Raw genomic sequence first — 20102 nt, forward strand, 5'->3', positions numbered from 1 at the left:
GTGACGGGAAGAGAACCGATACCGCTGTCGGTGCTGGATCTCGCCCCGGTCACCGAGGGGAGTGACGCCGCGACAGCGGTGCGCCGCAGCGTCGTGCTGGCCCAGCACGCCGAACGCCTGGGCTACCGACGGTTCTGGCTCGCCGAGCACCACTTCGTCGCGGTGGCCAGTTCGTCGACGACAACACTCATCGGGCTGATCGCCGCCGCGACCGAGTCGATCCGCGTGGGGTCGGCGGCGGTGCAGAGCGGCCTGCACACCCCCGTGTCGATCGTGGAGGCGTTCGGGACGATCGACGCGCTGTATCCCGGCCGGCTGGACTTGGGGCTCGGGCGTTCCGCTCAGCGCCGCACCGAATTGACCAGCACCGACCGGCAATCCGCACCGCGGCAGCCGGACGAGATAGTCGACGGCCTGCTCATCCCGACGCCGTTCCCCGTCGAGTCGATCCTGAACGCACCGCGGGTCGTCGCCGCGTTCGAGGCGTCGCAGTTCGACGGTGCGTCACCGCCGGACTTCGACGACGCCGTCGGCGACGTCCTCGCGCTCCTGGCCGGCGACTTCGAGCACCACGGCGTCGAGCTGACCGCGGTGCCCGGGCGCGGCGCGGACGTGGCGGTCTGGATCTTCGGGAGCAGCAAGGGCCAGAGCGCGCAGACAGCGGGTGCGCGGGGGCTGCCGTTCGTCGCGAACTATCACGTCAGCCCGAGCACGGTTCTCGAGGCCGTCGAGGCGTATCACAGTGCGTTCCGGCCGTCGCCGGTCCTGGCCGAGCCGTATGTGATCGTCTCCGCGGATGTCGTTGTCGCCGAGGACAAACCGACCGCACGTCACCGCGCGTCCACATACGGGCACTGGGTTCACGGCATCCGCAGCGGGGCGGGCGCGCAACCGTATCCCGACCCGGATACAGCGGATTCCCTCGACGACGATGCGCGCCCTCTCGTCGACGATCGGGTGCGCACCCAGTTCGTGGGCGATCCCGAGTCCGTCGTCGACGGGCTGCGGACGCTCGCCCGGGTGACCGGTGCCGACGAGTTGCTGGTCACCAGCGTCACCCACGACTTCGACCATCGGCTGGCGTCGCATGAATTACTCGCCACTGCATGGGGATTGGGAGGACACTGACGTGACCGGCTTCGATGCAGCGGGTTTCGGACGGCGCACGGGTGCGCGGTCGTCGTTGGGTACGCTGTTCGCCGCCTTACGGTGTCGCGTCGACGTGGACCTTCTCGCCGCGGGCGCTGCCCTGCATCCCGAGGCGCCGCCCCTGGGATTGCCGCTCGAGACAGCAAGAACGGTCGGTCGCGGACAGCCCTCGTAGGTGGTTTCCGATGGCACCATGGGGTTCCTCGGCGACGACCGTCGTCGCCGGCGAACAGCCCACGAGGAACGCCCACCATGCACGAGACCCCGGATGAACTCCGCGAACTCCAGACCCTTCTCGACGCCTCCCTGTCCCGCTCGACGGACCATCTGCGTTCCATCATCAGCAGTGACAACACCGTCGGCGCAGCACAACTCGTCGACATCCTGACCGGGATGCGTGTCCTCGCGCTCTCGACCGTGACGGCGTCGGGTGAACCGAGAATCAGTGCCGTCGACGGACATTTCCTCCATGGGAAGTGGGTCTTCGGCACGGCGCGTGCCGCCGCGAAGGCCCGACATCTCGCCGCCCGTCCCGCCGCGAGCGTCGCGCACATCCAGGGTGAGGAACTGGGGGTGTTCACCCACGGGACCGTCGAGATCCTGAATCCGCTGGACGGTCCTCGCGCAGATGACTGGCCCGAGTTGGTGGCGCACTTCAAGACGATCTACGGCGACGACGCCTTCGACTGGGACGCCGAGGTCGTCTACTACCGGCTGCACCCGCACTGGATGACGGTGTTCGCACCGAATTCGGCCCAATCTCGTTGACTGTGCGTCGAAATCCGTCGACCGTGTGTCGAATCCCGTCGACCGTGCGTCGATATTCGTCGACCGTGCGTCGAAATCCGTGGCGGATTCAACCAGTCGACGGGATTCGACGCACAGTCGACGGGTCGTCAGTCCACCGGGACGATGAAGCCCTCGTCCTTCAGCCAGTCGTAGGCGACGTCGGAGGGATCGGCGCCGTCGATGTCGATGAGCCCGTTCAGTTCCTGCATCAGCGGGTCGGTGAGTTTGGCCGACACAGGTGCCATGAGTTCGGCGATCTCCGGATTGGAATCGTTGAGGCCGGTGTTGACCACGACGCATCCGCTGTAGGGCAGGAAGAACTTCCGATCGTCTTCGAGGACGACGAGATCCAGGTTCTTGATGCGACCGTCCGTCGAGTAGACCATGCCGAAATTGCACGGTTCGCTACGCGCGGTGGAGGTGTAGACCACGCCGGAATCCATCATGGTCACGTTGCTCGAGGGCACCCCGCCGGGCTGGTCGAGCGGAATGTCGTAGGCCTTCAACATCGGGATGAATCCGTCGGCGCGCGAGTAGAACTCGTCGTTGATGCAGAAGGTCCGCTCGGACTCGGGGAGCTTGGCGATGTCGGACATCGTCTTGACGTTCAGCCGCTCGGCGGTCGGTGACGACGCGGCGAACGCGTAGGTGTTGTTGAACGACGCCGGCGGGAGCCACTCGACCCCGTTCGCGCGTTCGGCGTCGCGGACGCGTTCGTAGAGTTGCTGCGGGTCCGAGATCGTCTCGGTCTCGCCCAGGTAGGTCTGCCAGGCGGTCCCGGTGTACTCCCACACGATGTCGGCGTCGCCGTTGAGAACTGCCTGCCGGGACGACATCGAGCCCGGCGCGTTGGTGAGATCGTCGACGTCGGCGCCGGCGGCCGCCAGGTACGTGGCGGTGATCTTCCCGAGCAGTACCTGCTCGGTGAAGTTCTTGGACGTCACCGCGATGGAGGTTCCCTCGAGCGGGCGTTCGCCGCCGGGAAGGGAAGCGGGACGGAAGGTTCCGGACGAACTGACCAAGCCGCACGCCGACAGCATCATCAGGACGGCGGCCGACGCCGCCAGGACCGTTGCGACGCGACGGGCGCGGACCGGATGGAGGCGGGTCATCATGCGATCCCCCGAGGAGTCGCGGCGAGTTCGACGAGGCGTCCGAGCCAGTCGATCGTCATGGCGAGCAGCGCGACGAGGATCGCACCGGACACGAGCAGCTTCGGCAGGAACAGGGTGATCCCCGTGGTGATGAGCGTGCCGAGGCTGGTCGCCCCGATGAACGTGCTCAGGGTGGCGGTGCCGACCAGGATGACCAGTGCGGTCCGGACACCGTTGAGGATGACCGGCACGGCCAGGGGGAGTTCGACCTGGACGAGGGTGCGCACCGCCGACAGGCCGATGCCTCGCGAGGCCTCGACCGTCCGCTGGTCGACCTGCCGCAACCCGACGATCGTGTTCTGCAGGATCGGAAGCACCGCGTAGACGACCAGGCCGACGACGGCGGTGGTGAAACCGGTGCCGAGCCAGAAGGTGAACAACACCAGGAGTCCGATCGCGGGGGCCGCTTGTCCGATGTTGGCGATGTTGACCGCGATCGGGTTCAGCCAGCGCAGGGCGGGACGGGTGAGCGCGATGCCGAGCGGAATCGCGATCACGACGACGATGATCGTGGCGACCAGCGTCAGCTGGATGTGGTCGAGGATGGTGGCACGCAGAGCCGGCCACGACATCGCCGCGCTCTCCGTGCTGGTGAAAGTGGTGTTCGCGTACCAGATCACGAAACCGACGCCGACGACCACGATCACCAGCGGCTCGAACCACACATCGATGGGAATGCGGGCGAGTCGCCGCCGTAAGCCACTCGGAACCGATTCTGGTGCAGGCGGTTTCGCGGTCTCGGTGATCCGTGCCTCTTCGGCGATGAAGCCGGTCACCGCTCGACGCTCGTCTCGGGAGTGACGCCTCCGGCGACGTGCTCGGTGCCGGAGTCGTCGTCGGCCGCCACGACCGGGGTCTCGACGGGAGCCGACCCATCGGCGTGGTCGAGGTAACCGACCTCGGCATCGACATCTCGCACGGTGGCGAGCTGCCCACGGATTGCCTCCATCACCGACGCGATGTTCAGCGCGCCGACGACGGCGCCCCGACCGTCGGTGACGAGAACGCCACCCTGGCTGGTCGCGAGCATCGAGTCGAGGGCGTCGTTCAGCGTCGAGGACTGCGCGACGACGGGGAGCCGGGGATCGAGGTAGTCCGAGACCTCCGGCTTGGCGCGGATCTCCTCGACCGACGGCCAGGCGCGGGGGCGGCCGTGCTGATCGACCACGGCGACCCAGTCCTCGCCGGCCGCTTTCGCGCGGGCGACCACGGCGCCGGACGGTTCACCGACGCGGGCGGTGACCACCTCTCTGATGTCGACGTCGCGGACGCGGGTGAGCGTCAGGTGGGCGAGTGTCGCACCCGAACCCACGAACTCCTCGACGAAGGGACTCGCCGGGTTGGCCAGGATCTCCTCCGGGGGCGCGAACTGCTCGATGCGCCCGCCCTCGGAGAGGATCAGCACCTTGTCGCCGAGTTTGGTCGCTTCCTCGAAGTCGTGGGTGACGATGACGATGGTCTTGGCCAGCTCGTGTTGGATCGCGATCAGCTTGTCCTGCAGGCGGGCTCGGGTGATCGGATCCACGGCGCCGAACGGCTCGTCCATCAGCAGCACCGGGGGATCGGCGGCGAGCGCGCGTGCGACGCCGACGCGCTGCTGCTGACCACCGGACATGTCCTTGGGGAGCCGGTCGGCGAAGGTCGCGGCATCGAGTCCGACGAGGTCGAGCAGGTATTCGGTGCGTTCGGCGATCCGCTTCTTGTCCCAGTTGAGGATTCGCGGGATGGCGCCGATGTTCTTGCTCACCGACCAGTGCGGGAACAACCCGCCGGACTGGATGACGTAGCCGATCGACTGGCGCAGTTTGTCCGGGTTCTCCGCGGTGACGTCGCGTCCGCCGATGTAGATGCGCCCCTCGGTGGGTTCGATGAGGCGGTTGATCATCTTCAGCGTCGTCGTCTTGCCGCATCCCGACGGGCCGACGAAGGCGACGATGTCGCCGGCGTCGATCTCCAGGTCGAGGCGCGCGACGGCCGGTGTGGTGCTTCCCCGGTAACGCTTGGCCACACCGTCGAGCCGGATGGACTCGCCGGTGACGTTGCGGTTGTTGCCGTTCGGCGCGGAGGAGGTGGCGGTGTCGGTCATGAGAGTCCCTTGGAGATGGTGAGGCGGCCGAGCAGAACCAGGAGAGCGTCGAAGATGAGGGCGATGATCACGATCAGGATCGTTCCGGCGAGCGCCATTTCGAGTGCATTGGCACCACCCAGGCGGGAAAGTCCGTTGAAGATCAGGGATCCCAGGCCGGGTCCGAGAACGTAGGCGACGATCGCCGCGACACCGACGATCATCTGGGTCGACACGCGGATGCCGGTCAGGATCACCGGCCAGGCGATCGGCAACTCGACCGTGAGCAGGATCCGCCATCGCGAAAGGCCGATGCCGCGGGCGGATTCGACCACGGACGGCGGCACGGATCTCAAACCGACCACCGCGTTGCCGATGACCGGCAGCGTGGCGAAGAAGGCGAGCATCAGAAACGACGGCGTCACACCGAGTCCGAAGGGCACGATCAGCAATGCGAGCAGGGCGAGCGACGGAATGGTCAGCGCCACACGGCTCGACGTCAGCGTGAGCGCACTCGCCAGCGGAAGCCGGTAGACGACGGCGGCGACGACGATGGCCACGGCCGTACCCACGAGCACTGTCTGGAACGACAGCGACGCATGCTGATACGTCAGGAAGGTGAGGGATCGTGCGTTCTCACTGAGATAGTCCCACAATTGCACTGTTGCTGTCCCATCCCCGGGGCAGCCGAGCCCCCCGGTGTCTCGAAAGACATTACGCACGGACGGGCAATACTGCCGACATTTGGACCGATCCAGTGTGACTTCGACGCGGCGTGGGTCGATCTCCCCGCCGTGCGGTGTCATGCTGGAAAAGTGAGTGAGAGTGCGCTGACCACCGCAAAGGTCGATGCCGACGACGACCGGCTCCTGCTGGCCGCGGCCGTGCGTTCCTGGACGCGGATCGTCGCCTGGTTGCTGAGCGTCGGCGGATCGATCGGTTTCGTCGCGTCTTTCGTGCTGACCGTCGAACGGTTCGAACTGGCCGCAGACCCCGACTACGTGCCGTCCTGCAACTTCAATCCCGTGCTGAGCTGCGGGTCGGTGATGGCCGAGCCCCAGGCCGCACTCTTCGGTTTCCCCAACCCGCTGCTCGGTATCGCGGGCTTCGCGATCGCCGTCACCACCGGTGTGGCCCTGCTCGCCGGGGCCCGCCTCGCCGGGTGGTACTGGGCCGGACTCCAGGTCGGGGTGACCGCGGCGATGGTGTTCATCTCCTGGCTGATCTACTCGAGCCTGTACTCGATCGGGGCGCTCTGCCCGTACTGCATGGTCGTATGGGCGGTGACGCTGCCGATCTTCGTCTTCGTCACGGTGCGCAACGCGCACGCGAGTGGTCTCACCTCGCGTTCACGCGTCGCGTTGGTCCTCGCGCGCAACCACGCCCCGATTCTCGTCGCGGCCGTCGGCCTCGTGATCGTGCTGATCGCGGTGCGGTTCTGGTCGTACTGGTCGAGCCTGTACTGACACCACTAAGCCGGACCGTTCGGAATCCGCGGCGTCGCGCCCTACGCTGGGGCCATGGCTATCGGGCGTCCGTCGGAAGGTTCGGCCGAGGTGCAGCGCGCACCTCGAGCACGGATGACCGGTGCCCAGCGCCGGTTGCAGCTCATCGAGGTCGCGCGCGGGCTGTTCGCCGAGCGCGGTTTCGAGGGCACGTCGATCGAGGAGATCGCCCAGCGCGCAGGCGTCTCGAAGCCGATCGTCTATGAGCATTTCGGTGGCAAGGAAGGTTTGTACGCGGTCGTCGTCGACCGCGAGATGGAGACCCTCCTGGAGATGGTGACCTCGTCGCTGTCGAAGAACCGGTCGCTCTACCGCATCCAGCAGGTCGCCCTCGCGCTGCTGACGTACATGGAGGAGCGCACGGACGGATTCCGCATCCTCGTACGCGGGGACAGCACCGCCGCCACGGGCGAGACGGCCACCTACTCGAGTCTCCTCAACGACGCCATCAGTCAGGTCGAGCACATCCTCGCCGGCGATTTCGAACGACGGGGTTTCGATCCCACGCTCGCCCCGCTGTATGCGCAGGCGCTCGTCGGGATGGTGTCGGTCACCGCGCAGTGGTGGCTCGACGTGCGCGAGCCGTCGAAAGAGGTCGTGGCGGCTCACCTCGTCAACCTCTGCTGGAACGGGCTCACCCGGCTCGACCCCGACCCCGCGCTCGTCGGACCCGACTATGTGGAGTCCCGGAGGCGGACGAGCGCCGACGACGCCTGACCCGGGTCTCGTCTCGCGGGTCCGCGGTAGCGGTGTCGACCCGCCCCGACCTGCACGGCGGGGCAACGGGTCCGCGTCTATGGTTGATTCACTCTGCGTCCCCGGCCGGAAGGATCCACCGATGTCGACCCCGAGCGGCGCTGACCGGCCGAACACAGTTTTCGGCTGAGGCGCCTCGGACATGGAGACCGTCGGCATCTACCTGGTCGTCATCTTCGGATGCGGGTACCTCGCTCGCGCGGCGCGCCTGCCGACCCTCGTCGGCTACCTCGCCGCCGGATTCATCTTGCACGCACCGGGAATCGACGAGCTGCCGATCATCGACACGATCGCCGAGCTGGGCGTGACGATCCTGTTGTTCACCATCGGCCTCAAACTCGACGTACGGATGCTGCTCCGGCGCGAGGTTGTCGTCACCACGGCGGTGAACCTCCTGGTCATCCTCGGGCTGACCACCGGATTCCTCGGCCTCCTGGCCGCCCTCGGCGTGCCGATGCTCACCGGCGAGGGCTGGGAGACATTGGCGCTGTTGGGCTTTGCGCTGTCGTTCTCCAGCACCGTGTTCGTGGTCCAGGTCCTCGACGAGCGTTCGGAATCCCACTCGCTCTACGGCCGCATAGCGATCGGCGTCCTCGTCCTCCAGGACATCGTCGCCGTCGCCTACCTGACCGCGATGCAGGGCGAACCGCCGAGCCCGTGGGCGCTTGCCCTCGTGTTGCTGATCCCCGGCGCGTGGCTCGTCCGCCGCCTGTGGAACACCCTCGGCCACGGCGAGTTGCAGACGCTGTTCGGAATCGTGATGGCCCTCGTACCCGGGTACTGGCTCTTCGAATCCGTCGGCATGAAGGGCGATTTCGGCGCGATGGTCATCGGCGTCCTGCTCGCTTCCCATCCGCGCGCGGGGGAGTTGTCGCGCACGTTGTTCGGTCTGCGTGAGCTGCTCCTCGTCGGCTTCTTCGTGTCGATCGGGCTGCACGTCACCCCCACGACCGAAACGGTTCTGCTCGGTCTGCTGCTGATCGTCCTCCTGCCGTTCGAGGGTGCGGTGTACACGCTGGTCCTGTCCCTGTTCGGCCTGCGTCGCCGGACGTCGATCCTGACCGGACTCGCGCTGGCCAACTTCTCGGAGTTCGGGCTGATCGTGATCGCGACCGGTGTGGGAGTGGGGATGATCGGCGAGGACTGGCTCGTGGTGACGTCGGTGGCGGTGGCGGGGAGCTTCGTGTTCTCCACCCTGGTCAATCGCCGCGGCACCGGCCTGGTGACCCGGTTGTCGGCGTTCGTCCCGACCACGGCCGCGGCCCGGGCCCACCCCGACGACGCCCCGATCGTGCTGGCGCCGGCGCGCGTACTGGTCCTCGGCATGGGCCGCGTCGGGCACTCGGTGTACGAGCGGTTGGTCGACGAATACGGCCTTCCGGTGATCGGCGTGGAGAACGATCCGCTCAAGGCGGGCGAACTGGCCGCACGCGGCGTCCGGATCCTCGACGCCGACGCCACCGAGGCCGACTTCTGGGACCGCGCGGTCGGCGTCCACGAGCTCGAACTGCTCGTCCTGGCGATGCCCTTCCACGGCTCCAACCTGGTGGCGCTCGAACGGATCGAGGAGCTCGGCGTCACCGGGACCGTGGCGGTCGTCGCGCAGTACGACGACGAGCGCGACGAACTGCTCCAGCGCGGCGCGGACGTGGCGTTCCACATCTACGAGGGCACCGGTGTCGGTCTTGCCGACGCGGCCGCCGAGGCCGCGGGGCTGGAACGGTGACGCCGACGCCTCCGCAAGCGGGGCGTCAGCAGGGAGCGTCGTCGCGCGTCCAGAGATCCTTCTGCATGTAGACACAATCGATCCACTGGTCGGCCTTGTGTCCGATGGCGCGCAGGCGACCCACCTCGTCGAACCCGAACCGACGGTGCAATGCGATCGATCCCTCACCGCCCGTCGCGGCGATCACCGCGACGATGTGGCGGACGTTGTCCGGATTCGCGCGATCGAGCAGCGCCGACATCAGAGCCGTACCGATCCCGCGCCCGGCCTGACCGGGCCGGACGTAGATCGAGTCCTCGGTCGACAGGTCGTAGGCCGGCATCGTCCGGAACGTCCCGAGGTAGGCGTAGCCGACGACCCGCTCGACACCGTCGTCGACGGCGCGGGCCACCACGAACGGCCGGCCCGCGGCCGTGATCGCGGCGTGCTTGGCGTGCCATTGCGACAGGGACGGGACCAGATAGTCGAAGGTCGCGACGGTGTTCTGCACGTAGTGGGCGTAGATGTCCGCGACGGCCGCGCAGTCGTCGATCGTCGCGTCGGTCACCCGGATCGGGGTCGACGGTGCCTCGGATGCGCGCTCGCTCATGCCGACGAGGTTAGGACAGCTGCCCCGGCGGCGGGAACTCGCGCTGCCCGGGCGGGGACGGGCGGATCGTCGCCCCATAGAATCGACGGAGTGTCGACGCCGTCTGCTCTGTCCGGTCTGGCCGCGCTCGCGTGTGCGGACAAGTCCTTCCGCGAGGTGCACGCGCACCGGAACGAGCGCCGGCTGGACATCACCGCGCCCGATGCAGCGCGGCCCTTCCTCGTCTCGTGCCTGGTGGCCGGCGCCGATGCCCCGCTCCTCGTCGTGTCGGCCAACGGCCGGGAGGCCGACGATCTGACCGCCGAACTCGCCGAGCTCCTCGACGACGCCGACGCCGTCGCTCAGTTCCCGTCGTGGGAGACGCTGCCGCATGAGCGGCTCTCGCCGAGCGCGGACACCGTGGGCCAGCGACTCGCCGTACTGCACCGGCTCGCCAACCCCGGTGACACTCCGTTGCGGGTCGTCGTGACCACCGTTCGCTCGCTCGTCCAGCCGATGGCCCCCGGACTCGGCGACGTCGCGACCGTGACCCTGCGCGAAGGCATCGAGGTCGACTTCGACGCTCTGCTGTCCCAACTCGTCGAGATGGCCTATGAGCGCGTCGACATGGTCGGCCGCCGCGGCGAGTTCGCGGTGCGCGGCGGCATTCTCGACGTGTTCCCGACCACCGCCGACCATCCTGTGCGAGTGGAGTTCTGGGGCGACGAGATCACCGAGATGCGTGCCTTCTCGGTCGCCGACCAGCGCAGCCAGCCCGAGGTCGAGACCACTGAGGTGCGGATCCACCCGGGCCGCGAACTCCTGCTGACCGACAAGGTCCGTGCACGCGCCGGCGACCTGGCGGCGAGCAACGCCGACGACCCGACCCTCGCCGAGATGCTCGGCAAACTGGCCGAGGGCATCCCGGTCGAGGGGATGGAGGCGCTGATCCCCGCGCTCGTCGACGGCGACATGCAGTTGCTGACCGAGGTGATCCCGGACGGCACCCGGGTCCTCGTCCTCGACCCGGAGAAGGTGCGGACACGGGCGTCGGACCTGTCGAAGACGGGTGCGGAGTTCCTCGAGGCATCGTGGACCGCCGCCGCCATGGGTGCGGGAGCGCCGATCGACGGACGGTCCTCGGCGAGCCTCGGCATCGATCTGCAGGCCAGCGCGTACAGGCCGTTGGACGAGGTGCTGACGACGACGCTCGACGCCGGGTGTCCCTGGTGGACGCTGAGTCCACTCTCGACCGGCAGCGGTGACGAACTCGAACTCGATCTGGCTCCCGGTCCCGCGCCTCGGGGCGACGACCGTGAGATCGCCGCGATGTTCGCGCAGTTGCGCGCGCACGTCGCCGACGGCAAGCCGGCGGCGATCGTGGTGGCGGGCAAGGGTACCGCGCAACGCGTCGGTGAGCGCCTGTCCGACGCCGAGGTGCCGCATGTGATCGCCGAACCCGGGCACCGTCCGCAGGCCGGCGAGGTCACCGTGTTCTGCGCGCCGCTGCGCGCCGGGATCGTCTGTCCCGATGCAGGACTCGTGGTCGTGGCCGAGGCCGACCTCACCGGCTCCCGGGTCGCCAACGTCCGGGACGGTCGCCGACTGCCGGCCAAGCGGCGCAACCAGGTCGATCCGCTGGCGCTGACCGCGGGTGACCTGGTCGTGCACGACCAGCACGGCATCGGGAAGTTCGTCGAGATGATCGAACGGACCGTCTCCGGTGCCCGGCGCGAGTACCTCGTGCTGGAGTACGCCTCGAGCAAGCGCGGTCAGCCGGCCGATCGGTTGTACGTCCCGATGGACGCACTCGACCAGCTCTCGCGCTATGTCGGCGGCGAGCAGCCGTCGCTGTCGAAACTCGGCGGCTCGGACTGGCAGAACACCAAGCGCAAGGCGCGCAAGGCCGTTCGCGAGATCGCCGGCGAACTCGTCCAACTCTATGCCGCCCGTCACGCCGCGCCGGGACACGCCTTCGGGCCCGACACGCCGTGGCAGCAGGAGATGGAGGACGCCTTCGACTTCACCGAGACCGTCGACCAGCTCACGGTGATCGCCGAGGTCAAGGCCGACATGGAGCGTCCCGTTCCGATGGACCGCGTCGTCGTCGGCGACGTCGGCTACGGCAAGACCGAGATCGCGGTCCGCGCCGCGTTCAAGGCCGTGCAGGACGGCAAGCAGGTCGCCGTCCTCGTCCCGACGACGATTCTCGCGCAACAACATCTGCAGACCTTCACCGAGCGGATGAGTGGTTTCCCGGTGCGGGTGCGCGGCCTGTCGCGGTTCACCGACCCCAAGGAATCCCGCGAGATCACCCAGGCGATGTCGAAGGGCGAGGTCGACGTCGTCATCGGCACCCACCGTCTGCTGCAGACCGGGATCGTCTGGAAGGACCTCGGACTGGTCATCGTCGACGAGGAGCAGCGGTTCGGTGTCGAGCACAAGGAACACATCAAGTCGCTGCGCACCCACGTCGACGTGCTCACGATGTCGGCGACCCCGATCCCGCGCACACTCGAGATGTCGATGGCCGGCATCCGGGAGATGTCGACGATCCTCACCCCGCCCGAGGAACGGCATCCGGTCCTGACCTACGTCGGCGCCTATGCGCCGAAACAGGTCGCGGCCGCCATCCGCCGCGAACTGCTGCGCGACGGTCAGGTGTTCTATGTGCACAACCGGGTCTCGACCATCGACAAGACGGCCAGGGACATCGCCGCAATGGTCCCGGAGGCGAGAGTCGTGGTCGCGCACGGTCAGATGAACGAGGACCAGCTCGAGCGCACGGTGTCGGGGTTCTGGAATCGCGAATACGACGTGCTGGTCTGTACGACGATCATCGAGACGGGCCTGGACATCTCGAACGCCAACACCCTGATCGTGGACCGCGCCGAGAACCTCGGCCTCTCGCAACTGCACCAGCTGCGTGGACGCGTCGGCCGCAGTCGCGAGCGCGGATACGCCTATCTGCTCTACAGCCCCGACCGACCGCTGACCGAGACCGCCTACGACCGGCTCGCGACGATCGCGCAGAACAACGAGCTCGGCGCGGGAATGGCGGTGGCGCTGAAGGATCTCGAGCTGCGCGGCGCCGGAAACGTGCTGGGCGCCGAACAGTCCGGGCATGTCGCGGGCGTGGGGTTCGATCTCTACGTCCGTCTGGTCGGCGAGGCGGTGGAGGCGTATCGCGCTGCCGCGGACGGGAAACCGGTCGAATCGCGGGAGACGGGTGAGGTACGCATCGATCTTCCCGTCGACGCACACATCCCGGTCGAGTACGTCGACTCCGATCGCCTGCGCCTCGAGGCGTACCGCAAGCTCGCGTCGGCGACCGACGACGCCGCGGTCGATTCGGTCCTCGTCGAACTCAACGACCGGTACGGTCCGCCACCGGTGGAGACCACGCGCCTCGCGTCCATCGCCCGGTTGCGGTTGCGGTGCCGGGAGCGTGGGATCAGCGAGATCGGCCTGGCCGGTCAGGGTCTGAAGATCTCGCCGCTGTCACTCCTCGACAGCGAGCAGGTCCGTCTGCGCCGGCTGTACTCCTCGGCAACCTACCGGGCCACCACATCGGTGGTCACGCTGCCGATCCCGCGCACCGGGGGCGTCGGGTCGGCGCGTCTGCGCGACGACGAGCTGATCGAGTTCGTCACGACGTTCCTCACCCAACTCAGGCCGGAGCCGGTCGGTGAGAGCGTCTGAGAAGCACCCAACAGGGCCGGGCGGATGACGATAGGTCGGCGATGTCGCTCCTGAGGGTGGTTTCCACGGGTGGTTTCGGCGGGGCGCTGTCAGGAACAGGATGGCCGGATTACGGGTGGGCTCCCGCCGGTCGGCGAGCCCACGGGATAGGTTGATCGAAACGAAAGACAGGCGCGGGGGCAGCGAAAGGACGTACGACGAATGACGGTGGTGCTGCTGGACCCGGCACGGCCCGACCTGATCCCCATCCGCGCACGCGGCGTGCTCGCCGGGCCGGTCAAAGTCACCGAGGACGTTCCCGCGGCGATGCTCTGGGAATTCGATCAGGTCGAGCCCGTCTTCGACGACACGGTCGAGGAATCCGAGTCGGTGCTCGTCAGCACCGATCCCGACCATCCACTCGTGCGCGCGCGTGTGGACCGCGGTGAGGAGGTGATCGCCGCGCAGGCCGTCGCGGGAACCGCGCTCCTGGAGTCCGTGGCGCTCATGGACACGTTGCGCCGGAACGGGCCGTGGGAGAGCACCCAGACGCACCACTCGCTGCGCCGTTACCTGCTCGAAGAGGTGTACGAGGTCCTCGACGCCATCGAGGCCGGTGATCCGGTCGAGCTCCGCGAAGAGCTCGGAGACCTCCTGTTGCAGGTGCTGTTCCACGCGCGGATCGCCGCCGACGATCCCGACGCACCGTTCGACATCGACGACGTCGCTCGCAGTTTCACCGCGAAGGTCTCCGGCCGTACCCCCGGGGTGCTGTCCGGGGCTCACTCGGATCTGCAGACGCAGATCCGGGAGTGGGAGGAACGCAAGGCGGCCGAGAAGCGACGCGGCTCGGTGCTCGACGGTGTGGCGACCACTCAGCCCGCCCTGGCCCTCCTGCAGAAAGTGCTCGAACGTCTCACCGCCGCACAGTATCCCGTCGAGACGATCCCGGCGGACATCCTCACCGTGACGGTCACGGCGGGCGACGACAGTGTCGAGGCGCAGGCACGGGAGCGGGCGCTTGCGTTGATGTCCGACGTCCGGGCGGCCGAGAAGCGCGCGGTCGAGCAAGGCGTGAGTCTCGACTCGCCCGAAGCGTGGGCGGCTGTCCTCGACGACAACTCGGCCTGACCTACCTCAGACGTCCAGCGCGGCGAGCTGTTTGGTGAACTCCGCCTCGTCGACCCGGGTGTTCCGGCCGTCCTCGACGAGGACCTCGCCGCCGACCATCACCGTGTCGACGATGGACCGCGACCCGGTGGTGAGCAGCGATGCGCCGGGGTCGCGGACGGGGAGGGTGGCGTAATCGCGGTCGAAGCGCACCAGCGTGAGGTCCGCGGGTGCCCCGACCGTGACCCCGCCGACGACCGCAGGCAGACCGAGCGCGGAGTTCGCTCCACCGCAGGCGATGTCGAGCATCTCGGCGAAGCCGAGCAGGTCGGCGCGCCGATGGACGGCGCGTTGGAGATACGCGGCGGTGCGCAACGTCGCCAGCATGTCCTGGGTGTCATTGCTGGCGGCACCGTCCACACCCAGGCCGACGGCTAGCCCGCGGTCCAGCATCGCCGGTACCGGGGCCACCCCGCTACCGAGACGCATGTTCGACAACGGGTTGTGCGACACGGCCACGTCCCGGGCGGCCAGGGTGCGCTGGCCGGCGTCGTCGAGCTCGACACAGTGGACGGCGAGGACCCGGTTCCACAGGAAGCCGTTGCGGTCGAGATGGTCGACGGCGCCGAACCCGGTGTGTTGCAGGCACATCTGCTCGTCGGTGCCGGTCTCGAGGAGGTGGATGGACACCGGCATTCCGCGGTCCTGGGCGAACTCGCGGATCGTCCGCATCCCGGCGTCGGTGACCGAGCGCGGATTGGGTACCGCCAGGGCCATCGAGATCCGCGACCCGGCCACCTCGTTCCGGAGGTGATCGATGTGCTCGAGTACGTCGCCGAGCGGCTGCATGAGCCGGGGCTCGAACCCCCACTTGCGGGTCGGGTCGGCCCGGTCCGCGACCCCACGACCGAGTACTGCGCGGATTCCGGTGTCGCGCAACGCCCGGACGACGGCGTCATGGACCTCGCCGGACGGGTGGGGCCACATGTGTTCGACGACGGTGGTCGTGCCCGACCGCAGCAGCTCGAGGCACGCCGACACCGCGGCGAGGTAGGCACGCTCGGGTGTGATCGCCACCGACTCCTCGCCGACGGCCAGCAACCATTCGAGCAGCGGCGTGCATTCGGCGACACCGCGCATGAGGGTCTGCTGGAGATGGGTGTGGGTGTTGACGAACCCGGGGATCACGAATCCGCCGGTCTCCCCGCCGGGACGGGTGGTCGGGTCGATCGATGTGACGATTCCGCCGGCGACGTGGATGTCGCAGTGTGGCCGCCATCGACCCGCGGTGTACACCGTGACGTCGCAGAAGGCCGGGGCCGCCGACGGATCGGCGGCCCCGGCGGAGTGTGCGTCCATCACTTCGCGAAGTTCGCGGCGATGCGCTGGGCGAGATAGTCGGCAGCGGTGATCGGGGGATAGGTGCCACCGGCGCTCTCGATCAGCACGTCGGAGTTCGCCTGTGCGAAGTACGCGAGCGTGTAGCGCGGACCCGTGTACTCGCCCCGCCGCGGAGCCCGGACCCGATGGAAGTTCGACGGCAGCCGGTCGTCGGACCAGCGCATCAGCATGTCGCCGATGTTGCAGGTGATGGCGTCGTCGGACGGTTCGACCGACGTCCAGGCCTGGCCCTCGGCCTCCGCCCCCGGCAACACCTGGAGACCTCCCTGGCCGGACCGCTGGAACAGCAGGGTGAGGGCATCGAAATCGGTGTGTGCGCCTGCGCGCCAGCTGTTCTCGGTGTCGATCAGCTCGTCGGGGAAGGCGTAGTAGTGCAGCAGCCGCAGGGTGCTCTGGTAGGTGTCCGACGAGGGGTCGTGCGCCCGGGTGAAGAAGTCCCGCTCGAGACCGAGGCGCTCGGCGAAGCAGCTGAGCAGTGTCATCGCCAGCGACCAGCACCGGTGCTCGAAATCTTCGATGGTGGCGCGGAACCCGGCCAGCTCGTCCTCACTCGGCCACAGGCCCTCCATGCGGGGGCGGGTGAACTGATAGGACTCTTTCTGGTCCGGGGTCCCGATCGACGGGCGGACCTGGGTGCGATACTCCCAGCCGGCGTTCTGTCCCTTCTTGAGCGGATACTGCGCCTTGACCTCGCGGGGGAGTGCGAAGAACCGGGCGGACATGTCGAACGCGTGGTCCACCGCGGCCAGGTCGATGCCGTGGTCGACGACCTGGAAGAATCCGATGTCGGTTGCGGCCGACCAGAGTTGGTCGGCGATCTCGTCCCGGCGGCTGTCCAGGTCGGCGAGGCTGATGCGTCGGATCTCGCGGGCGGTGGTCTCGGTTCCCAGCCCGCCCATCCGGCGTTCGCGATCGAGCTCGGCCATGTCGGCCATGTTCTCCAGGTCGGATGGTGCGTGCATGGGGGTGGTCTCGGTCATCGTGGTCCTCACTGTGGTCAGGGATGATGCTGTCACGTCGGTCAGCGGATCTGCTCGCTGATGAACTCGGTCGTGAACAGCTGGTCGGCGGGAAGCGACGGCGGGAGGTCGGCGCCGCCGGCGTTCAGGATCGGCACGAGGTCGTTGATCACGTTCTGCGCCTTGGCCATGTCGTAGCTGCCGTACACGCCGTCGGCGCCCGGGGCGATGACCGCGCGGTCCTTGAGCAGGCCGGCCGAGTACGCGGCCTCACCGGCGGTGTACGGCGTGAACGAGACGTCCTGGGAGACCCAGTCGACGATGGTGGCGTTGACGGCGTCGGGCGCGGCCACGTAGTTCTTGCCGGTCTGCTGGATCATCGGGACCAGTTTCTCCAGGCATGGCGACATCTCCGCGACGTCATCGGCGCGCACCGAGACGTTCGACGCGTACACGTCGTATCCGGCGTCCTTCACCATGGCGTAGCCCACCGGCTTGTTCCACGACGGGGTCTCGTTCTCGTAGGTGTAGGGCTCGGAGTTCGCGAACCCCTGCTGGGTGATGGACGGGTCGCCGACGAAACGCGCCGGTGCGCCGTCGTAACTGGTGTCGAGCTGGCTCTGCTTGAGCAGGCCTTTCGCCACCAGCCACTGCGGGAAGATCTGATCCTTCGACACCACGACGCTGGCGTCGGACCGGCCGATGTCGGCGATCGTCTTCACCTCCGGGTGAGATGCGGGGTCCCACATGATGATCGAGGGGTTGTACTGCAGCAATGGCGTCACGCCGACGACGCGTTGGTCCTTGGCCGCCGAGATCATCTGATCTCCGTGAACGAGACCGAGGTGGATGGAGTCGTCGGAGTACATCGCCGACGGGACCGACTGGAATCCGATCGCGGGTCCGCCCGCGCGCAACGTGATGTCCACTCCGGTGTCCATGCCGTCGTAGGCGAGGGGCCCGGAGACCGACTTGTTGTCGGTGTCGACGGTGTACCCGGGGCCGAGAAGTCCGATGACCCCGGCCATGTCGGACTGCGGTTGCCACTGGAGCTGGATCACGATGTTGTCGGGGCAGGTCCCGGCGAGGGTGGTTTCGGCCGGCGCCGACGGCAGGGTCGACGCCGCGGTGTCGTCGGACCCGGAGCTCGAGCATCCGGCGAGAACGGCCGCGCAGACCGTCGCCGCCGCAGCGGCCGCGGCCAGACGCGAGTGGCGGATACGGGACGGTGGGTGAGGGGTCATGGGATCTCCTGGACTGATGCCGGTATTCGCGACACTTTCGCGATCTACATGTGAAAGCTAAATGTCTGATCCGAATTGCGCCAGCCGGTCTCGGATGCCGGCCGCAGCAACCCAACTTCGACCAAAAACCTATATGAACTGGAATTATGGTCACAACAGAGCGTTGCATCGAGGTCGAAACCGGGGTCCTGGTGACCCAGTGTTTACACGTGGTCATCATTCCGCAATACATGTAACCAATCATGATAGAGCAGACAACAGCCTCTGATTACATGTAGACAAGTGGGGAACGGGAAGGCCGGATGAAACTCTACGACACGGTGAACGACGTGGATGCGCGTCATCTCACCAAGAATGTCGTCGCCTCCGTCTCCGGGGTGACGAAGCGATTCGACTCCGGGACTCGTGCGCTGGACCGAGTCGACCTCGACGTGCGCGCCGGCGACTTCGTGGCCGTCGTCGGACCGTCGGGATGCGGCAAGTCGACCCTGCTCCGGATGGTTGCGGGGCTCGAGCAGCCCACGGAGGGGAGCGTGGCGCTCGCCACGGAATCGGTCGGGTTCATCTTCCAGGAACCCACCCTCCTGGCCTGGCGCAGCGTGCGGGGCAACGTCGAGCTCTGTGCCGAGATCGCCCGGTTGCCGCGTGGTGAACGCCGGCGCCGGGCGCAGGCGGCGATCGACGCGGTCGGTCTGACCGGATTCGAGTCCCAGTTGCCCCGCATGCTGTCCGGTGGCATGAAGATGCGCGCGTCGCTTGCCCGCTCGCTGACATCCGAACCCGAATTGCTGCTTCTCGACGAACCTTTCGGTGCGCTCGACGAGATGACCCGGCTCGACATGCAATCGGAGTTGCAGCGGCTCTACGCCGAGCGACGGTTCACCGCGATGTTCATCACGCACTCGGTGTCGGAGGCGGTCTTCCTCGCCAACCGGGTGGTCGTCATGTCGGCGCGCCCCGGGCGGATCGTCGCCGACATCGGCATCGACTTCGCCCACCCCCGACATCCCGACCTGCGCTACGACGCCCGCTTCACCGATCGCGTCGCCGAGATCTCCGAGACGCTCCGAGGTGCACGATGACCACCGCTGCCCGATCCCGTCCCGCCACCGGCGCGGAACACGGACCCGCCTCGCCGTCGGAGCCCGCTGCAGAGCCGCCCACACCGTCGCGGCAGGGTGCCGCGCGTCGCCGGATCGCGGCCGTGCTGCGGTACGGGGCCCCTCCCGTGCTGTCGCTCGCCGTCGGCATCGGCGCCTGGTACGCGGTCACCTATCTGATCCTCAGTCCCGCACGGCGTTTCCTGCTCCCGCCCCCGCACACCGTGCTGTTCGAGTCGCTGCTGGACCCGGATCACGTGGGGCCCATGCTGGATGCGCTGTGGGTCACGGCCAAGGTCTGTGTGGTCGGGTTCGTGTTCGCCGCGCTCATCGGGGTGTCCATCGGGGTCCTGATGAGCCGCGGGTCCTTTCTCGAACGCGCGATCTACCCCTGGGCCGTTGTGCTACAGGTGATCCCGGTGCTCGCGATCGTCCCGTTGATCGGTCTGTGGTTCGGGTACGGGATGGTCGCCCGCACCATCGTGTGCGTGATCATCGCCATCTTCCCGATCATCGCCAACACGCACTTCGGTCTGGTCTCGGTCGACAAGTCCTCGCAGGAACTGTTCACGTTGTCCAAGGCGACACCGGTGCAGCGCCTGCTGATGCTCGAGTTCCCGTCGGCGCTGCCGTCGATGATGACCGGTTTCCGGACCGCCTCCGGGCTCGTCGTGGTCGGCGCCATCATCGGCGACATGTTCTTCGCCAAGGGCGAGCCGGGAATCGGCACACTGCTCGACATCTATCGCGCTCGTCTGCAGTCCGACGACCTGATCGCGGCGATCGTCCTGGCATCGGTGTTCGGCATCCTCGTCTTCGGTGTGTTTAGCATCCTGAACGCCGCCGTCAATCGTCGCCGCTGACGACACCCCGCACGTCCCACAGTCATCCGGCA

General features: G+C 67.7%; 18 protein-coding genes. 10 read left to right on the forward strand and 8 right to left on the reverse strand.

The window, feature by feature from the left end; translation table 11 throughout:
• From KTR9_RS08365 to KTR9_RS08375, 3 genes are all read left to right on the forward strand, one after another.
• Positions 1-1128, forward strand: coding sequence for an LLM class flavin-dependent oxidoreductase (locus KTR9_RS08365; RefSeq protein WP_044507761.1), 1128 nt, complete (start codon positions 1-3; stop codon positions 1126-1128).
• A gap of 1 nt (position 1129) precedes the next feature.
• Complete coding sequence (locus KTR9_RS08370; RefSeq protein WP_044506284.1) at positions 1130-1324, forward strand: hypothetical protein; 195 nt, start codon at positions 1130-1132, stop codon at positions 1322-1324.
• 77 nt (positions 1325-1401) lie between these two features.
• Positions 1402-1917 carry a pyridoxamine 5'-phosphate oxidase family protein gene (locus KTR9_RS08375; protein WP_014926019.1) on the forward strand — a complete coding sequence of 172 codons (516 nt, stop codon included), beginning with the start codon at positions 1402-1404 and terminating at the stop codon, positions 1915-1917.
• Positions 1918-2045: 128 nt separating this feature from the next.
• Here the strand turns inward: KTR9_RS08375 and KTR9_RS08380 are convergent, their stop codons facing one another.
• From KTR9_RS08380 to KTR9_RS08395, 4 genes are read right to left on the reverse strand one after another with little or no spacing between them, the layout of a single operon-like run.
• On the reverse strand, positions 2046-3053 hold the full coding sequence (locus KTR9_RS08380) for a glycine betaine ABC transporter substrate-binding protein (protein WP_014926020.1): 1008 nt from the start codon (positions 3051-3053) through the stop codon (positions 2046-2048).
• Positions 3050-3868, reverse strand: a complete 819-nt coding sequence (locus KTR9_RS08385) for an ABC transporter permease (RefSeq protein WP_014926021.1) — start codon at positions 3866-3868, stop codon at positions 3050-3052. The genes KTR9_RS08380 and KTR9_RS08385 overlap by 4 nt, the downstream gene beginning before the upstream one ends.
• On the reverse strand, positions 3865-5178 hold the full coding sequence (locus tag KTR9_RS08390; RefSeq protein ID WP_014926022.1) for an ATP-binding cassette domain-containing protein: 1314 nt from the start codon (positions 5176-5178) through the stop codon (positions 3865-3867). The genes KTR9_RS08385 and KTR9_RS08390 overlap by 4 nt, the downstream gene beginning before the upstream one ends.
• Positions 5175-5819: an ABC transporter permease gene (locus KTR9_RS08395; RefSeq protein ID WP_010844301.1), complete on the reverse strand. Its 645-nt coding sequence runs from the start codon at positions 5817-5819 to the stop codon at positions 5175-5177. Before KTR9_RS08395 ends, KTR9_RS08390 begins: the two co-directional genes overlap by 4 nt.
• A gap of 153 nt (positions 5820-5972) precedes the next feature.
• On the opposite strand from KTR9_RS08395, the gene KTR9_RS08400 reads away from it, so the two are divergent.
• The 3 genes from KTR9_RS08400 (at position 5973) to KTR9_RS08410 (ending at position 9144) form a co-directional block, all read left to right on the forward strand.
• A complete protein-coding gene (locus KTR9_RS08400) occupies positions 5973-6623 on the forward strand; it encodes a vitamin K epoxide reductase family protein (RefSeq protein ID WP_014926023.1) in 651 nt (216 codons plus the stop codon).
• A 54-nt stretch (positions 6624-6677) separates the two neighbouring features.
• Positions 6678-7379: a TetR/AcrR family transcriptional regulator gene (locus tag KTR9_RS08405; protein WP_035718099.1), complete on the forward strand. Its 702-nt coding sequence runs from the start codon at positions 6678-6680 to the stop codon at positions 7377-7379.
• A 181-nt stretch (positions 7380-7560) separates the two neighbouring features.
• Positions 7561-9144 (forward strand): cation:proton antiporter family protein, encoded by a 1584-nt coding sequence (locus KTR9_RS08410; protein WP_014926025.1) that lies wholly within the window; start codon positions 7561-7563, stop codon positions 9142-9144.
• Between the two features lie 25 nt (positions 9145-9169).
• Here KTR9_RS08410 and KTR9_RS08415 read toward each other — a convergent pair whose 3' ends face one another.
• Positions 9170-9733, reverse strand: a complete 564-nt coding sequence (locus tag KTR9_RS08415) for a GNAT family N-acetyltransferase (RefSeq protein ID WP_014926026.1) — start codon at positions 9731-9733, stop codon at positions 9170-9172.
• A 90-nt stretch (positions 9734-9823) separates the two neighbouring features.
• Between KTR9_RS08415 and mfd the strand changes: the two genes are divergently transcribed.
• Both mfd and KTR9_RS08425 read left to right on the forward strand, forming a co-directional pair.
• Entirely contained in the window at positions 9824-13414 is a 3591-nt protein-coding gene (gene mfd / locus KTR9_RS08420; RefSeq protein ID WP_014926027.1) for a transcription-repair coupling factor, read from the forward strand.
• Positions 13415-13615: 201 nt separating this feature from the next.
• Complete coding sequence (locus tag KTR9_RS08425; protein WP_014926028.1) at positions 13616-14524, forward strand: MazG family protein; 909 nt, start codon at positions 13616-13618, stop codon at positions 14522-14524.
• 6 nt (positions 14525-14530) lie between these two features.
• On the opposite strand, the gene KTR9_RS08430 is transcribed toward KTR9_RS08425, so the two are convergent.
• The 3 genes from KTR9_RS08430 to KTR9_RS08440 are packed head-to-tail and all read right to left on the reverse strand — an operon-like array spanning position 14531 to position 18107.
• Entirely contained in the window at positions 14531-15862 is a 1332-nt protein-coding gene (locus KTR9_RS08430; protein ID WP_014926029.1) for an amidohydrolase family protein, read from the reverse strand.
• The gene (locus KTR9_RS08435; protein WP_044507763.1) at positions 15862-16884 is read right to left on the reverse strand and encodes an isopenicillin N synthase family dioxygenase; all 1023 of its coding nucleotides are present in this window, start codon (positions 16882-16884) and stop codon (positions 15862-15864) included. Before KTR9_RS08435 ends, KTR9_RS08430 begins: the two co-directional genes overlap by 1 nt.
• A gap of 41 nt (positions 16885-16925) precedes the next feature.
• Positions 16926-18107 (reverse strand): hypothetical protein, encoded by a 1182-nt coding sequence (locus tag KTR9_RS08440; RefSeq protein WP_014926031.1) that lies wholly within the window; start codon positions 18105-18107, stop codon positions 16926-16928.
• Between the two features lie 302 nt (positions 18108-18409).
• Here KTR9_RS08440 and KTR9_RS08445 point away from each other — a divergent pair, with 302 nt between their 5' ends.
• Both KTR9_RS08445 and KTR9_RS08450 read left to right on the forward strand, forming a co-directional pair.
• The gene (locus KTR9_RS08445) at positions 18410-19189 is read left to right on the forward strand and encodes an ABC transporter ATP-binding protein (RefSeq protein WP_010841728.1); all 780 of its coding nucleotides are present in this window, start codon (positions 18410-18412) and stop codon (positions 19187-19189) included.
• Positions 19186-20070, forward strand: coding sequence for an ABC transporter permease (locus tag KTR9_RS08450; RefSeq protein ID WP_014926032.1), 885 nt, complete (start codon positions 19186-19188; stop codon positions 20068-20070). Before KTR9_RS08445 ends, KTR9_RS08450 begins: the two co-directional genes overlap by 4 nt.
• Positions 20071-20102 lie beyond the last annotated feature (32 nt).

It is taken from the genome of Gordonia sp. KTR9 (genome assembly GCF_000143885.2).
Taxonomy (GTDB): domain Bacteria; phylum Actinomycetota; class Actinomycetes; order Mycobacteriales; family Mycobacteriaceae; genus Gordonia.

Coding starts and splice junctions, on each gene's coding strand:
- KTR9_RS08375 (WP_014926019.1), top strand. CDS start 1,402: ATGCACGAGACCCCGGATGAACTCCGCGAACTCCAGACCCTTCTCGAC.
- KTR9_RS08380 (WP_014926020.1), bottom strand. CDS start 3,053: ATGATGACCCGCCTCCATCCGGTCCGCGCCCGTCGCGTCGCAACGGTC.
- KTR9_RS08390 (WP_014926022.1), bottom strand. CDS start 5,178: ATGACCGACACCGCCACCTCCTCCGCGCCGAACGGCAACAACCGCAAC.
- KTR9_RS08405 (WP_035718099.1), top strand. CDS start 6,678: ATGGCTATCGGGCGTCCGTCGGAAGGTTCGGCCGAGGTGCAGCGCGCA.
- KTR9_RS08410 (WP_014926025.1), top strand. CDS start 7,561: ATGGAGACCGTCGGCATCTACCTGGTCGTCATCTTCGGATGCGGGTAC.
- KTR9_RS08415 (WP_014926026.1), bottom strand. CDS start 9,733: ATGAGCGAGCGCGCATCCGAGGCACCGTCGACCCCGATCCGGGTGACC.
- KTR9_RS08425 (WP_014926028.1), top strand. CDS start 13,616: ATGACGGTGGTGCTGCTGGACCCGGCACGGCCCGACCTGATCCCCATC.
- KTR9_RS08430 (WP_014926029.1), bottom strand. CDS start 15,862: ATGGACGCACACTCCGCCGGGGCCGCCGATCCGTCGGCGGCCCCGGCC.
- KTR9_RS08435 (WP_044507763.1), bottom strand. CDS start 16,884: ATGACCGAGACCACCCCCATGCACGCACCATCCGACCTGGAGAACATG.
- KTR9_RS08440 (WP_014926031.1), bottom strand. CDS start 18,107: ATGACCCCTCACCCACCGTCCCGTATCCGCCACTCGCGTCTGGCCGCG.
- KTR9_RS08445 (WP_010841728.1), top strand. CDS start 18,410: ATGAAACTCTACGACACGGTGAACGACGTGGATGCGCGTCATCTCACC.
- KTR9_RS08450 (WP_014926032.1), top strand. CDS start 19,186: ATGACCACCGCTGCCCGATCCCGTCCCGCCACCGGCGCGGAACACGGA.